At 39.3% G+C, this 15,717-nt stretch carries 12 protein-coding genes; 6 read left to right on the plus strand and 6 right to left on the minus strand.

What is annotated here, in order from left to right; translation table 11 throughout:
- The 3 genes from HMPREF9455_RS21725 to HMPREF9455_RS03335 all read right to left on the minus strand — a co-directional run.
- The coding region (locus HMPREF9455_RS21725; protein ID WP_006798184.1) for a DUF4372 domain-containing protein at positions 1-371 on the minus strand (371 nt) is incomplete at its 3' end.
- A 324-nt stretch (positions 372-695) separates the two neighbouring features.
- Complete coding sequence (locus HMPREF9455_RS03330) at positions 696-1,727, minus strand: iron ABC transporter permease (protein WP_006798185.1); 1,032 nt, start codon at positions 1,725-1,727, stop codon at positions 696-698.
- A 60-nt stretch (positions 1,728-1,787) separates the two neighbouring features.
- The gene (locus tag HMPREF9455_RS03335) at positions 1,788-3,422 is read right to left on the minus strand and encodes a dipeptidase (RefSeq protein ID WP_006798186.1); all 1,635 of its coding nucleotides are present in this window, start codon (positions 3,420-3,422) and stop codon (positions 1,788-1,790) included.
- Between the two features lie 564 nt (positions 3,423-3,986).
- On the opposite strand from HMPREF9455_RS03335, the gene HMPREF9455_RS03340 reads away from it, so the two are divergent.
- A complete protein-coding gene (locus tag HMPREF9455_RS03340) occupies positions 3,987-4,493 on the plus strand; it encodes a helix-turn-helix domain-containing protein (RefSeq protein WP_006798187.1) in 507 nt (168 codons plus the stop codon).
- A gap of 61 nt (positions 4,494-4,554) precedes the next feature.
- Here the strand turns inward: HMPREF9455_RS03340 and HMPREF9455_RS03345 are convergent, their stop codons facing one another.
- Together HMPREF9455_RS03345 and tnaA are read right to left on the minus strand one after the other, a co-directional pair.
- Positions 4,555-5,070 (minus strand): OsmC family protein, encoded by a 516-nt coding sequence (locus tag HMPREF9455_RS03345; RefSeq protein WP_006798188.1) that lies wholly within the window; start codon positions 5,068-5,070, stop codon positions 4,555-4,557.
- 11 nt (positions 5,071-5,081) lie between these two features.
- On the minus strand, positions 5,082-6,458 hold the full coding sequence (gene tnaA, locus HMPREF9455_RS03350; protein WP_006798189.1) for a tryptophanase TnaA: 1,377 nt from the start codon (positions 6,456-6,458) through the stop codon (positions 5,082-5,084).
- Positions 6,459-6,819: 361 nt separating this feature from the next.
- Between tnaA and HMPREF9455_RS03355 the strand changes: the two genes are divergently transcribed.
- A complete protein-coding gene (locus HMPREF9455_RS03355) occupies positions 6,820-7,602 on the plus strand; it encodes a dihydroorotate dehydrogenase electron transfer subunit (RefSeq protein WP_006798190.1) in 783 nt (260 codons plus the stop codon).
- On the plus strand, positions 7,590-8,501 hold the full coding sequence (locus tag HMPREF9455_RS03360) for a dihydroorotate dehydrogenase (RefSeq protein ID WP_006798191.1): 912 nt from the start codon (positions 7,590-7,592) through the stop codon (positions 8,499-8,501). The genes HMPREF9455_RS03355 and HMPREF9455_RS03360 overlap by 13 nt, the downstream gene beginning before the upstream one ends.
- Before the next feature lie 78 nt (positions 8,502-8,579).
- On the opposite strand, the gene HMPREF9455_RS03365 is transcribed toward HMPREF9455_RS03360, so the two are convergent.
- Positions 8,580-9,179: a SagB/ThcOx family dehydrogenase gene (locus tag HMPREF9455_RS03365; protein ID WP_006798192.1), complete on the minus strand. Its 600-nt coding sequence runs from the start codon at positions 9,177-9,179 to the stop codon at positions 8,580-8,582.
- Between the two features lie 274 nt (positions 9,180-9,453).
- On the opposite strand from HMPREF9455_RS03365, the gene HMPREF9455_RS03370 reads away from it, so the two are divergent.
- Genes HMPREF9455_RS03370 through secA form a run of 3 tightly spaced genes read left to right on the plus strand, consistent with a single transcriptional unit; the run spans position 9,454 to position 15,628 of the window.
- The gene (locus HMPREF9455_RS03370) at positions 9,454-10,677 is read left to right on the plus strand and encodes a lipoprotein N-acyltransferase Lnb domain-containing protein (RefSeq protein WP_006798193.1); all 1,224 of its coding nucleotides are present in this window, start codon (positions 9,454-9,456) and stop codon (positions 10,675-10,677) included.
- Positions 10,674-12,263, plus strand: coding sequence for an alkaline phosphatase family protein (locus HMPREF9455_RS03375; RefSeq protein ID WP_006798194.1), 1,590 nt, complete (start codon positions 10,674-10,676; stop codon positions 12,261-12,263). The genes HMPREF9455_RS03370 and HMPREF9455_RS03375 overlap by 4 nt, the downstream gene beginning before the upstream one ends.
- A gap of 50 nt (positions 12,264-12,313) precedes the next feature.
- Positions 12,314-15,628, plus strand: coding sequence for a preprotein translocase subunit SecA (gene secA, locus HMPREF9455_RS03380; protein WP_006798195.1), 3,315 nt, complete (start codon positions 12,314-12,316; stop codon positions 15,626-15,628).
- Positions 15,629-15,717 lie beyond the last annotated feature (89 nt).

Consider the following 15,717-nt stretch of genomic DNA (forward strand, 5'->3'; position numbering starts at 1 on the left):
ACGTTACCATCAACTTGAATGTCAAAATCAATATCGGCACGGCATTTTTGCGCTTGGGTAATCATCAGGGAGGCTAATTCCTCAAAAATCCGATAATCACGATTCGCGTTAGCTCGGGACAGAGTGGAAAGAGCGATACTCTTTCCAAAACCCAAACGATACGATTTCTGGTGGTGTGCATCAGTCAAAATGCACAAATCACGCATACTATCGCAGTTTGAGAGTTGCCCGAACATCATCATGAGCAGTTGATTCCAGCAGGAAAAATCACGAATCCTCATATTCCCCCTGTATTTTTTGACGATGTATTTAAATTGTTCATACGGCAAAAAATCAGTCAATTGAGCGAAAACATATTTGTCTTGATTCATAACAGGTTACATTTAACCTGCAAAATTATCATTTCAAATCGGGGGAAAAGAAAATCAACCGTAAATATCTGATATACAAAAATTTCAAAGAACTATTTTATAACTTAACGCAACACTAATGATGAAGAATTAATAATCCTCATATTTCTTTTTCCCTCTATTTTAACAATATACAATCCCTTCGATAGATTAAATTAACCTTAATTAAATGTATATAGTTAAAAGGTAACAAAGTAAACACTTTTATTATATTTTACTATCTGCTACTATTTCACACGTTTATTTTTTCAGATATAAGTTAATGCTTATATTCATATAGATAAATCAATTGAAATATTGTATCTTTTTCTGATTCAAAATCACATATATGATAACCGGAGCACCGAATATCGGAGTTATCGCATTCAGAGGCAATGAACCCGAGGCGCCCGGAAGCACACTTATCAGGTTGCATATAAGAGCCATTACCGAACCTATCAGAATAGTAAAAGGCAACAACGACTTATGATTGGATGTTCCCAACAGCAAACGCGCGATATGGGGAACTGCCAGACCGATAAATGCAATAGGCCCGCAAAAAGCACAAGTTATTGCCGTCAAAAGACCTGCACATAATAATAAAAGGAAGCGAATCAATTTTATATTCACCCCCAGATTGGCTGCATACCTTTCTCCCAATAACAAAGCATTCAATGGTTTAATCAATAAAACAGACAATAAAAGACCTATACTCACCACTATGCAATAAAATGGTAATTGTTCGGTGGATACACCTGAAAAATCTCCCATGCCCCAAATCATAAAAGAGTAAGCGTCTTCGCTTGTACTCCAAAATTTAAGGATGGAAATAACGGAAGAAGTAAGATAACCCACCATAATACCTATTATTAGCAGCATAACATTGTTGCGAATAACAGATGCGAAGCCCATGATAATGGCAAGAATGAGAGCTGCCCCCACAAAAGCGCCGAATACAATACTCATCGAATAAGAGAAATCGAATCCACCAACAGAACCTATTGTGTTACCTATCAGCAAAATAACAAGCGCCACACCTAAGTTTGCCCCCGAACTTATACCCAAAATCCCAGCATCGGCCAGCGGATTACGAAAAGCTGTCTGCAATAGCAATCCCGATACAGCTATGCCTCCTCCGGTAAATAAAGCAGTGATGGCCTGTGGCAATCGGGATTGTAATACAATATATTCCCATGCCTGCTTCTCAACTTCATTTCCTGCCAATATATTGAAGATAGCGTGAGCCGGAATGGATACAGAGCCTAGAAATAGGTTTGCGCTAAACAAAATAGGGATACTTATCGTAAATAGAAGGCTATATATGAGACTTTTAGACATTTTCTTATTTTTAAAGAAGCCCCTCGGAAAAGAGGGGCTTATATTTTAAGAATGATGTAGTTAATACAATACTTTATATTTGTCTCCGGTTTCTTTCACCACTTGCCGGTAAAATTCTTTCGGATAACCTACACGCTGTGGTGAAGACGGTTTTCCATGCTCGTTACGGATAAACTCACCGTCTTTTTCCTTGCGTACTACGCCATCCATATACTTAATAACAAGGAACTCGCCCAACTTCTTCCATTTGTCAAATGCATACTGAGCTTGCTCTCCACTATATTTAGTGAGGAACTGAACAGCTTGTTCAGACGATTTTTCGTACAATGCAAGAGCTTCTTTATCGGTTTTGTCCTGTTCGGCAAAGAATTTACTTTCCAACTCTTTTTGTACCTTTTCCAGATCCGGATGCATATAGCTATATTTATTATATACCATGTTTGATACCCAGTTCTGAATCCAGAAACTGGATGTCCATGAGAAAGTATACAAATCACCGTTCCCTTCCCGGTAGCATTCCGGTACTTCAGTTATAGAGCAATACATAGGGGTGAAAACTGTCTGATCGGCATCGTCCGTTCCAAACCAAAGGATACCACCTATTGGATCAGGCAACCATGAGCGCATTTGAGATGTAAACACAAATCCGGTTTGCTGAGTCGCCACAGGACGTTCGTTACAATACTGAACCGAATCCGACTCCCAGGTCAGAGGAGCCCATCGATATGGAGACTTGAACGGGCCGGCACCTACATCATTGGTCCAGTCCAGTTCAGTACCTTCATAGTGGTCACGCATCATTTCCTGCACATCAGCTATTGATAACTTTCTGTCGGGTTTGATGTATAGAGGCATTGGCTCTTGAGTCTTACCTTGCGCATAAGTCACAAACTTTGCCATATCTTTATTATAGCGGTTAAAGAAAGTCCATACACGGGCTTCACAGAAACGCTGTCCGCCAAAATCTAGAGGATTGTAAGCTTTAGCAAAACTGAAATCAGCATCCTTTCCTTTATAGTACCCTTTTTCTTTAGCAAAAGAAATTACGTCTTTCGAATATATACAATTTTCCGGATCGTTTAGCGGAAACTGTTGTATACGTGCCTGATTGGCATGAGCGGATATGCAATCGTCAGGAATACGCACAGCTACCCAGACGGCGCCTTTGTTTCCTTTACCTTTACCTATCATCTCCAGTACCCAGATTTCATTGGGGTCGCCGATAGAAAAAGATTCGCCACCACTATAATAGCCATATTCGGCTACCAAGTCTGTCATTATCTTTATTGCTTCCCGTGCATTCTTCGCTCTTTGCAGAGTTATATATATAAGACTACCATAATCCATTATTCCATCCGGATCAGCCAGTTCTTCCCGTCCTCCGAAAGTTGTTTCACCGATAGTAACCTGATGTTCATTCATGTTTCCCACCACATTATAGGTCTGGGCAGGTTGGGTTATCTCACCCATATATCTTCCGGTATCCCATTCATACACTTTCAGCATATCGCCTTTAGCCCATTTTTTAGCAGGCCAATGATAGAGTTCACCGAATAAAGCGTAAGAATCGGCAGAATAACTGATAATAGTTGAGCCGTCGAGAGATGCTTTTTTGCCAACTAAAAAATTTGTGCAAGCAAATACGTGAATCTGGGCGACTAAACAAAAGAGAGTAAATAAAAATATCTTCTTCATAGTTCTAATTTTTATAATGGTGTAAAGATAAACTTTATTCTTTATATATAAGGAAGGCATATGGATAAATATACAAAAGTACCGTAATGTAAATTTACAAAAGTATACAAATTGTAATATCCAAGAGTATACTAATCGATATTCAAATGTAAATAGATAAAAATATACTTTGAATAATAGTGGTGTATACATTTGTTTCACCTTCGGAAATATACATATATACACTGTTAAAATAATATATTTCAAACATTATAATAATCTATATTCCAGTGTATTAATATATATATTTAAAGCGATAATTTAATATAATAACTAATAGAGTAGGGGATATGACGATATTTAGGGGATACATAAGCTTATACACACTAATATATATATAATTATTAATATTTTAAACAAAATATATGAAGTAATACTTATTGATATATTGATATGAGTACATTTGTATCGCAATACATTGTAAACAGGTGACAACAATTGTAAACAACAAAAGTAAACAAACAAAATTTCCTTTTGTAAAATATATTATTTACATTTGTTTCATCATTATATACATTACTATATATGAAAGACCGTATCAGATTAATAATGGAGCGTGAACATCTTACTCCATCTGCGTTTGCCGACAGGTTACAACTTGGTCGGGCTGTTATATCACATATACTTAATGGACGAAACAATCCCAGCCTGGATGTTGTTACACGTATTTTATCCAAGGTTAATTATATCAATCCCGATTGGTTGCTTACCGGAAATGGAGACATGGTCAAAACTGAGGGAGGAAAAACTTCAACTATGCAACAAGTATCTGCTCCTTCATCCTATAATTTTCATCCGGGCCAAAATCAACCGGATTTATTCTCCCAGAATTCTGTATCTCCGCCCATTTCCCCGGCAGAAACTGAATATCGCAAGGAAAATATAGTTGAGCAGGCTCAAAATACGTCCGAAAAACATACAAATCAGACAGTTATATATCAAAAAGCACCTGAACGAAAAGTAAGTAAAATAATTATTTATTACTCGGATAATACATTTGAGACGTTCAATGCCGATAATTCACCTTTATAATAAAAAAATAAGGGCGAAAAATCTTTCACCCTTATTTATACTATGAAAGTTTCCATCAGAATTAATTTATTATTTCGTATTCTACCGGAGTTGGATTATCTACATTGTCTATAACTGCTCCGATTCTCAACACATCATTTATAAACAATTTCTTTTCTTCTTTTGTCATATCGGACTCGAACCGGATCTTGAGGTTCAGTCCTGAAAACCCTGCACGATTGGCATCGTTTATACCTAATGCTTTTGAGAAATCAATGTTGCCTTCGATTTGCACAAATATATCTTTTATAATTAAGTTGCGCTGCAATGCTAAAAGTTGCATGGTAGACACTACACAACTCCCATAGGCTATGGAAAGCATCTCCGGAGGAGTTGGTCCCAAATCATCTGCGCCGAATGCTTTAGGTTGATCTACAATTATCGTATGATTACGTACCCTACATTCCAATGTGCGGTTTCTTAATTCCGAAATTTCTGTTTTTACCCGATAAATAGCAGTATTATTTATACTGTCATTCTGAGCGTAAAAGTTTACTGCCAACAGAATAAATAGGACGAGATTTATTATTTTTTTCATATAAATATCTTTTACTTGATTTTCTCCAGTTTTACTGTAAAATGCCGCAACAAATCGGCTTCCCATACTATTTCTACACCCTTAGTGATAGATTCGCGACGGTCGAATATATTTTTCAACGCCGCAGCTACCACATTCATATGATTGTCGGTATATACACGCCTCGGAATAGCCAATCGCAATAAGTCCAATCCGTTGAAACGGTTTTCGCGTGTTACAGGATCACGGTCAGCCAATATATATCCTATCTCGCATCCACGTATACCTGCTTCCAGATATAATTCCACAGTGAGGGTCTGCGCCGGAAATTGTTCCTTAGGTACATGAGTCAGTACTTTAGCAGCATCTACGAATATAGCATGCCCTCCTGCAGGACGTTGATATGGTATGCCGTACTCGTCGAGTTTCTTACCCAGATATTCTACCTGTTTAATGCGGCTCTCCAGATTATCAAATTCGGTGTTCTCATCAAGGCCTATGGCTAGTGCATTCATATCCCGGCCATTCATGCCACCATAAGTTATAAAGCCCTCGTAGGCAATTCCTTTTACCTTGGCCATATCATACCACGATTTCAGCCGGGTAGCAATAAACCCACCCATGTTTACAATTGCATCTTTCTTGGCGCTCATTGTCATTGCATCGGCATTTATAAACATTTCTATACATATCTCTTTGATTGTCTTATTCTTATACCCATCTTCGCGCATTTTTATAAAATAGGCATTCTCGGCAAAACGAGCCGAGTCGAACAGTACTTTTTTGCTATACTTGTCTGCCAAAGCACGTACTTCCTTGAGATTCTGCATAGATACAGGTTGCCCACCCGCCGTATTATTTGTTATGGTAACGATAATAAACGGGATGTGGTCGCCATATTTAATCAAAGCATCTTCGAGTTTTTTTATATCCACATTCCCTTTAAACGGAATTTCGAGCTGTGTGTCCTTTGCTTCATCGATTGTACAATCGAGAGCAACAGCTTTTCGGGACTCTATATGACCTTTTGTGGTATCGAAATGGGAATTACCCGGACACACATCACCGTCTTTCACCAGACATGAGAATAATACGTTTTCAGCAGCACGTCCCTGATGAGTCGGCAATACATATTCAAATCCTGCGATACGGGTCACCATATCTTTCATATTATAATAAGACGTTGCTCCGGCATAGCTTTCATCTCCGAGCATCATGCCGGCCCACTGACGGTCACTCATTGCACCTGTACCCGAATCGGTGATAAGATCTATATATACCTGCTCGGCTTTCAGTTGAAACATATTGTATCCGGCTTCTTTAAGCCATTCTTCACGTTCTTCTCTTGTACTTTTTCGGATCGGCTCAATCATTTTTATTTTCCATGATTCTGCAAATGGTAGTTCCATATATTAGTTATAAATTTTAAGTTATAAATTCTGAATTGAAGAATGTATATACTTTAATTGTATATATAACTCATTGACTAAAACCTACTTGTTTTAGAAAACGATAAATAGAATAATGAAATAGGAAATTTATAACGTAAAATGATCTCTATCCTTAATATTAAGGAATATGGGGCAGAATGACGTATTTTTGAAACTTAAAACCATAGTTTTCTATTGTTTCAGGTTATGAACTATATCATAAAGATACAAAATCTTTCCGGAAGAATTATTCTTCCCCGGCAATTTTCTAGTACGCCCAAACTTTACTAACTTTGTATCTGAATAAATCAGATATTTATCTCTAAAAAAACTAAGGTAAATGAAAAAAATGCTGGATTTAGTTGTTACCGAAAACAACCAACTAAACCAAAGTTATTGCCTCATAAAACTTACCACCACAGACCATTCCTTTTTACCGGAAATGTTTCCCGGACAATTTGTTGAAGTAAGAGTAGATGGTGCACCGTCCACCTATTTACGTCGCCCTATTTCCGTAAACTTTGTGGACAAAGCAAAAAATGAGTTGTGGCTGCTTGTACAGGCAATTGGCGAAGGAACACGTAAAATGTGCGAATATAAGAAAGATGATATCGTAAACCTTCTTCTTCCGCTAGGTAATTCATTCTCTATCCCTACCACGAAAGAAGGACAGGAATTACTGCTTATCGGCGGTGGTGTGGGTACAGCTCCGATGCTTTATCTTGGTGCATGCCTGAAGGAGAAAGGATTCAATCCGAAGTTTTTGTTAGGAGCCAGATCGAAAAACGATTTACTCCAACTGGATGACTTTGCCCGCTATGGAGAAGTGTTTTGCACGACTGAAGATGGTAGCTATGGAGAAAAGGGATATGTTACCAACCATTCAGTGTTAAAAAACAACCGTTTTTCGTCCATTTACACCTGTGGACCAAAGCCTATGATGGTAGCTGTGGCAAGGTATGCAAACGAATATAAAATCAACTGCGAAGTATCTCTCGAAAACATGATGGCATGCGGGTTTGGCGTATGTTTATGTTGTGTGGAAAAGACAAGCGAAGGGAACATATGCGTATGTACAGATGGCCCCGTATTTAATATAGAAAAGTTGACATGGATAAACTAACTGTAAACATAGGTAAACTACATTTGAAGAACCCGGTTATGACCGCATCCGGTACTTTTGGCTATGGAAAAGAGTATTCGGACTTCATAGACCTATCGCGAATAGGTGGTATTTTTGTAAAAGGAACTACCATTCGGAATCGTCAGGGTAATGATTATCCCCGTATGGCGGAGACTCCATCAGGCATGTTAAACGCTGTGGGACTGCAAAATAAGGGTGTTGACTATTTCGTTTCCAACATTTATCCTGAGATAAAAGACTTCGATACAAATGTAATAGTTAATGTATCGGGTTCCACCATCGAAGATTATGTAGAATGTACCGAGAAACTAGTCGATTTGGACAAAATTCCGGCTATTGAGCTAAATATTTCCTGCCCGAATGTAAAAGAAGGCGGTATGGCTTTTGGTGTCTGTGCCGATTCGGCAGCCGATGTTACAAGAGCTGTCCGTAAAGTATGGGACAAGACACTGATTGTAAAATTATCCCCCAATGTAACTGATGTCACCGAAATAGCCCGTGCTGTGGAGGCCGAAGGAGCTGACTCTGTTTCTCTGATAAATACATTATTGGGAATGGCTATCGATATAAACAAAAGACGTCCGGTACTATCTACTGTAACGGGAGGTCTTTCCGGTCCATGTGTAAAGCCTGTTGCATTGCGGATGGTATGGCAAACATACAATGCCGTGAAAATTCCGGTTATCGGAATGGGCGGTATCTCCTGCTGGCAGGATGCCATAGAGTTCATTCTGGCCGGTTCATCGGCAATACAGATAGGTACGCACAATTTTATCGACCCTACGATTTCTGTGAAAGTTGTAGATGGTATAAAAGAATATCTGGATAAAAACAATATCAGCTCAATCTGCGATTTAGTCGGTGCATTGGAAATATAGAACTAACAGATTTACATATATTAAAAAGGCTATGAGAAAAATTCATAGCCTTTTTAGTTATCTTTCATATAGCAAGTTTTATTTAATAAAACCTACAGCCTGTACCAGAGCTACTTCTTGTTTATCTGTCAGCTTCAGTGCATTATGCACATCCGGCCTCTTAAATGAACCACGGGCAACAGAACCCAGTCCCGCCGAAGCGCAATAGAGATATACATTCTGAATAGAGAATCCGGCATCCATCAGTCCCGCATCGCGGCTGTTTTTATCCAGATTGATAACGTAAATCAAAGAAAGTGAGGCATTCTCTGATATATTCGGTTGTCCTAAGGCTGCTCTGAAATCACCTTTCTCTTTCAATACCAATTTGTTTGCTTTAGCATCGTAGAAATAAATGCCATTGCTAAACATCACATATACATCCACTTCCTGTTTATTCTGTGAAGAAGGTACTGTACGTTTGTCTTCTCTGTTGAAGCCATATGCAGCCCACAGCAAATCGGATAAAGTCTGTGCCGGCAAATCTTTCTGTTCAAAGCTGCGATGTGACTGACGGTCGTTTAACGCTTCCATTAATGGTTTCCCTCCTGTTTTAGTAGGTGGAACCAGTTGTATATCCTGAGCCGATATATAACTAACCAAACACAATAAAGCAATAACAAATAATCCTCTTTTCATAATTAAAGCACTTTTAAATTTTAAAGGTCGGAGACCTGTTTACTATTTTGATAAGTAAAAAAATAAGAGTAAGTTCTGATTTTGATTATACACATCAAATCTTATCTGTCACTTCATATTTACAAAAATAAATAATAATAACAATTAAAACTTCCGTTTGAAGATCTTTAGCACTTCTTTTTAAGTAAAATTCACAACATTATACACGAATGAATCTTCTATTCCGACATATTTTTCACCATATATCTTATCTTTGCAATGAAATTTTTTAGTAATGCCAAAACTCATTTTATTACTTACACTAATTATTGGATTTACAGCCCAAACGAAGGCTCAGGAAATACAGAGAATTGTATTGAGTGACTCGGCGAAAGTCAGCCTTTTGACCAATGCGCCCTGGGATGAAGCTGTTTATTCCCTTTTTGGACATACATCGATGCGCATAAGCGACCCTACGCAAAATATTGATTATGCTTTTAATTTTGGCTTGTTCAATATGTCCAAATCCAATTTTATATTCCTCTTTATGAAGGGGGAAACCGATTACATGGTTGCTCCTATACCATATAACACATATTATCAGGAGTATAAAGAAAGAGGTGTAGGCATTATAGAACAAGTATTTAACCTTACCCAAAAGGAAAAACAGGACATTTTCGATGCATTATTAATCAATTGTTTACCTGCAAACAGAGAATACCGCTACAACTACTTTTATGACAACTGCTCCACACGCCCCAGAGATATCTTCGAAAAATATATCAATGGAAAAATAGAGTATACGCCTACAAATAAAGAGCAGACATATCGTGATTTAGTAATAGAATGCACAAATAGCAGGCAATGGTTCCGCTTCGGAATAAATCTGGTAATAGGCGCGGATGCAGACAAAGTGATAACAGACCGGCAAAAGGATTTCCTGCCCCGCTATCTGATGAATGCTTACGAAGGAGCAACTATAGCAGGAGACAGTATACCAAGAAACATTTTATTGTCAACCAACACTATTCTGGAAGCAAAACCTTTCGAAAAAGATTTTCCGGTTACACCGTTATACGCCGGCATCATACTACTGATTATCAGCATACTTATTTCATACATAGTATATAAAAAGAAAATGGTAGGACTAGGAAAGGCTTTCGATACAACCTTATTCCTGATTGCAGGGATAGCAGGCTCTATTATTTTCTTTCTTATGTTCTTTTCGGTACACCCTTGTACCAATCCAAATTGGAACATCATATGGCTGAATCCGCTGCAACTCATTGTGGTTCTGCTATTCTATGTAAAATCACTGTCAAAGTGTATTTATTATTATCATTTTATTAACTTTGTGGCGCTTTTAGCGTTTCTTTTGGCATGGAATTTGATTCCACAACAATTAGAAGTGACATTCATTCCGTTCATTTTGTCCATTGGGCTAAGATCGTTTATGAATATATTGCAACAAAAAAAGTTTAAGAAAAAAGCTGATTATAGCTTACCTAGAGCAAAATGATAAGAATAATAACCTCATTAGTAGCAGTACTGACTATTACATCCATTCAGGCACAAAGTTCTGTGCGTGAGACTCCAAAATTGGTAATAGGCATTACTATCGACCAGTTAAGGGGGGATTATCTCGAACTTTTCAGAAACAATTTTTCAGAAAGAGGATTCAAGCGCCTGTTGAACGAAGGCTTGGTCTACCAGAATATTAAATTCGATTTCCCGTATCTTGACGATGCTTCTGCTATAGCAACCATATACACGGGTACTACGCCCTTTTATCATGGCATAGTAGGTAATAAAAAATATCTGGCAGCCAAGAATCAGGAAGTATTCACGTTTTCCGACCCTGCCTATTTAGGAAATTATACGGATGACAAAGTTTCTCCTTTAGCCCTCAAATCCTCGACTATTACAGATGAATTGAAACTGGCTACCAAAGGCACTTCGGATGTATATTCGTTTGCACCGCAGATATCGCAAGCCCTGATTACGGCTGGCCTTAGAGGCAATGCCGCATACTGGGTCGATGACTATACAGGAAAATGGGCATCCAGCACCTATTATAAAAACTTCTACTGGACAGTAGATCAGGATAACCGGGGCAATTCCGGTTTTTCGGTTCAGGCATGGGATATGCGATGGACTCCGCTTTTGAGTATCAGCAATTATAAGGCTTTTCCTTATGTGGAAAACAAAGCCTCTTTTACACATCATACGGGTACTGACAAAGCGACATACTTACTGGCAAAACAGACCCCCATCGTAAATCAGAATGTGACAAACACGGCTCTGACTGTGCTCTCTAAGGCGGAATTAGGAAAGCGTACAAGTCCGGATTTTTTGTCGCTTACATTCTATGCAGGAAATTATCCTAACGTAAGGTCTGATTATTCATACGAAATCCAAGATGTATATGTACGCCTTGACCGTGAAATAGAAAAAATCCTGGATGAAGCAGAAAAAACAGTCGGACTGAAAAACACATTGATATTCATTTCGTCTACAGGATATTACAACTCGAATGATGTCAGCTACTCGGACGGGCAAAATATTCCTGAAAACAAATTTTATGTCAATCGTTGCGAGGCGTTGCTGAATATGTACCTGATGGCCATTTATGGCAGAGACAACAAATGGGTAGACAAAATTTACAGTGGACAGGTATATCTCAACAGGGAATTAATCAAGCAAAAACAGATATCATTACAGGAAATACAAGATAAAGCAGCCGAGTTCGTTTCCGAGTTCACAGGGGTACAAGAGGTATATACTTCTTATCAGATACAGCACGGGCAATGGAATCCTGTAATGGAATATTATAAGAATGGTTATACGAAAGAAACTTCGGGTGACCTTTTTATCGAGTTACAACCGGGGTATAAAATCGTAAACGAACAAGATGCTTCATTTAAAGAAAAACAGATACGGAACAATGCTATTGTCTGTCCTGTTATATTCTTCGGAAATAATATAAAGGCTGAAAGAATAAAAAGGACTATAAAAGCTACAGAGATAGCCCCTACGGTGTCATACATCATGCGCATACGTTCACCGAATGCGGCGAGGGAAGAAGCCCTATCTGAATTGCTTTAGAAATCTTTAAATCTTGAAACATTAAATTTTGAAATAAATAAACTAAATATATGGGATTCGCTGATATTTTATCATCATTATTCGGAAACAAATCTCAACGTGACTTAAAAGAGATTAATCCGTACGTAGACCGCATCAAGGCTGTATATCCGTCGATAGAGAAACTCTCTCATGACGAACTGCGTGCCAAAACTGCTGAAATCAGGCAACAGGTACAAGACTATGTGGCCACCGAAAAAAATAAGATTGCCGAACTGAAAGCCGGAGTTGAAGCACTGGAAATAGACCAGCGCGAAGACGTTTGGGCAGAAGTGGACAAACTGGAGAAAGAAGTTACCGATAAATATGAAGAAGTACTCGAAAAAGTACTTCCTGAAGTATTTTCAATAGTAAAAGAAACCGCTCGCCGCCTCACAGAAAATGAAGAAGTTGTAGTCACAGCCACTGAGTTTGACAAGGAACTAGCCGAAAATCATGACTTTGTAAGTATAGATGGCCATAAAGCTATTTATCACAAACGCTGGACTGCCGGAGGAAACGAAATAGTCTGGGATATGATCCACTATGATGTACAGCTCTTCGGAGGGGTTGTGCTACATAAAGGTAAAATTGCCGAAATGGCCACAGGGGAAGGTAAAACGCTGGTAGGTACTCTGCCTGTATTCCTCAATGCCCTTACCGGAAACGGTGTGCACGTGGTAACAGTGAATGATTATCTGGCGAAACGTGACTCGGAATGGATGGGGCCTATCTACATGTTCAATGGACTGTCTGTTGATTGTATAGATAAGCATCAACCAAACTCGGAAGGCCGCCGCAAAGCGTATCAGGCAGATATCACATTTGGAACGAATAATGAGTTCGGTTTCGACTACCTGCGTGATAATATGGCGATTAATCCGTCAGACCTTGTACAACGCAAACACAATTATGCGATTGTGGATGAGGTTGACTCGGTATTGATTGACGACGCACGTACTCCGCTGATTATCTCAGGGCCTATTCCCAGAGGAGAGCAGCAATTATTTGAGGAATTCCGTCCGCGTGTAGAAATTATAGTAAAAGCACAAAGGGATCTTTGTACTAAATTACTTGCGGAAGCTAAAGCCAAAATGTCATCGGAAGATAAAAAAGAACAGGAAGAAGGTAGTTTATTGCTATATCGCTCATTCAAAGGACTTCCGAAGAACAAGCCGCTTATTAAATTCCTGAGTGAACCGGGGATAAAATCTTCGATGCTGAAAACCGAAGAGCACTATATGGCAGAGCAGATGCGCAATATGCATATTGTTACTGATGACTTGTACTTCGTTATCGATGAAAAGAATAATAGCATAGAGCTTACAGATAAAGGTATCGACTTGCTTACAGGTAATTCCGACGACCCGTTATTCTTTGTATTACCGGATATCGGCGCACTTCTTTCCGACTTGGAAAATCAGTCGTTGACCGATGCTCAAAAAGCGGAAAAGAAAGACGAACTGATGCAGAGTTACTCTATCAAATCAGAGAGAGTACATACAGTGAACCAATTACTTAAAGCATATGCTTTGTTTGAGAAAGACGATGAATACGTTGTTATCGACAACAAAGTAATGATTGTAGATGAGCAAACAGGCCGTATTATGGATGGCCGCCGCTATTCTGACGGTTTGCATCAGGCTATAGAAGCAAAAGAACGTGTGAAAGTGGAAGCTGCCACACAAACATTTGCAACGATTACCCTACAGAACTATTTCCGTATGTACCACAAACTTTCGGGTATGACCGGTACGGCGGAAACAGAGGCAGGCGAGTTGTGGAACATCTATAAGCTGGATGTGGTTGTAATCCCGACCAACAGGCCAATCGCACGTAAGGATATGAACGATCGCATCTATAAAACGAAGCGAGAGAAATATACTGCAGTTATACACGAAATAGAAGAGCTTGTCAATCAAGGCCGTGCCGTACTTGTGGGTACTACTTCTGTAGAAATTTCTGAGCTGTTAAGCAAAATGCTTACCATGCGCAAGATCAAACATAACGTACTGAATGCCAAGCTACACCAGCGTGAAGCAGAAGTTGTGGCCTTAGCCGGACAACCGGGGGCAGTTACCATTGCCACCAATATGGCTGGTCGTGGTACCGACATCAAGCTAGCTCCTAGCGTAAAAGAAGCCGGAGGATTGGCTATTATAGGTACCGAAAGACACGAATCGCGCCGTGTAGACCGCCAGCTGCGTGGTCGTGCAGGACGTCAGGGAGACCCGGGTTCTTCTGTATTCTATATCTCACTGGAAGACGATTTGATGCGTCTGTTCGCATCGGAACGCATTGCCGGAATGATGGACCGTATGGGCTTCAAAGAAGGCGAAATGCTTGAACATAACATGCTCAGCAAGTCCGTAGAACGTGCGCAGAAAAAAGTGGAAGAAAATAACTTCGGTATCCGTAAACGTTTGCTGGAATACGATGATGTGATGAATTCGCAACGTGAGGTCATTTACAAACGTCGTCGCCATGCACTTATGGGCGAACGTATCGGAATCGATATCGTGAATATGTTCTACGACACTGCCGTGAATATAGTAGAGCAATATGCAGACAATCTTGACTACGAAGGATTAAAGATAGACCTGCTGCGCCTGCTTGCAATTGAAGTTCCGTTCGATGAAGCGAGCTTCCGCACAATGAGATCGGATGCAATGGTAGAGCAGATATACGATACGGCAGTTCAGAACTTCAAACATAAGATGGACCGTCTGGCAGAAATCGCAAACCCGGTAATCAAACAGGTTTATGAAGAGCAAGGCGATAAATTCGAAAATATACTGATCCCTATTACAGACGGAAAACGTGTCTATAATATATCTTGTAATCTGAAAGAAGCATACGACAGCCAGTCGAAAGACATTATCAAATCCTTTGAAAAAGCAATCGTATTGCATACTATAGATGAAGAATGGAAAGAACATCTTCGTGAAATGGATGAACTTCGCCAGTCTGTACAGAATGCAAGCTATGAGCAAAAAGACCCTCTGTTGATCTACAAACTGGAATCATTCAACTTGTTCAAATCCATGCTCAACAGCGTTAACGGGAAAGCCGTAACAATACTGATGCGCGGACAGATACCAGTACGTGAACCGGAACAGGTACGCCAGGCAGCTCCGGAACAAAAGACAGATTATAGCCGCTATCGTACCGAACGTAATGAAATGGAAGACGGAAACGCTCCTCAGGGAGGAGGGCAAAGGCCTCCACAACCACAGGGAGCACCCAAGATAGCACCCGTACATGTAGATAAAAAGCCGGGAAGAAACGACCCTTGCTATTGTGGAAGTGGTAAAAAATATAAGAACTGTCACGGTAAAAACGAATGATCTTAATACACGAGAGAAATGAATTGGCAGGTTATATTTTGAATGCTTGATTTATCACTCAAATCTGCTAATAATTAAATATAAAAAGC

The organism is Dysgonomonas gadei ATCC BAA-286 (assembly GCF_000213555.1).
GTDB lineage: Bacteria > Bacteroidota > Bacteroidia > Bacteroidales > Dysgonomonadaceae > Dysgonomonas > Dysgonomonas gadei.

Bases quoted from the DNA above. Each gene is read 5' to 3' on its own strand.
- HMPREF9455_RS03330 (WP_006798185.1), bottom strand. From the start codon at position 1,727: ATGTCTAAAAGTCTCATATATAGCCTTCTATTTACGATAAGTATCCCT.
- HMPREF9455_RS03335 (WP_006798186.1), bottom strand. From the start codon at position 3,422: ATGAAGAAGATATTTTTATTTACTCTCTTTTGTTTAGTCGCCCAGATT.
- HMPREF9455_RS03340 (WP_006798187.1), top strand. From the start codon at position 3,987: ATGAAAGACCGTATCAGATTAATAATGGAGCGTGAACATCTTACTCCA.
- HMPREF9455_RS03345 (WP_006798188.1), bottom strand. From the start codon at position 5,070: ATGAAAAAAATAATAAATCTCGTCCTATTTATTCTGTTGGCAGTAAAC.
- tnaA (WP_006798189.1), bottom strand. From the start codon at position 6,458: ATGGAACTACCATTTGCAGAATCATGGAAAATAAAAATGATTGAGCCG.
- HMPREF9455_RS03355 (WP_006798190.1), top strand. From the start codon at position 6,820: ATGAAAAAAATGCTGGATTTAGTTGTTACCGAAAACAACCAACTAAAC.
- HMPREF9455_RS03360 (WP_006798191.1), top strand. From the start codon at position 7,590: ATGGATAAACTAACTGTAAACATAGGTAAACTACATTTGAAGAACCCG.
- HMPREF9455_RS03365 (WP_006798192.1), bottom strand. From the start codon at position 9,179: ATGAAAAGAGGATTATTTGTTATTGCTTTATTGTGTTTGGTTAGTTAT.
- HMPREF9455_RS03370 (WP_006798193.1), top strand. From the start codon at position 9,454: ATGCCAAAACTCATTTTATTACTTACACTAATTATTGGATTTACAGCC.
- HMPREF9455_RS03375 (WP_006798194.1), top strand. From the start codon at position 10,674: ATGATAAGAATAATAACCTCATTAGTAGCAGTACTGACTATTACATCC.
- secA (WP_006798195.1), top strand. From the start codon at position 12,314: ATGGGATTCGCTGATATTTTATCATCATTATTCGGAAACAAATCTCAA.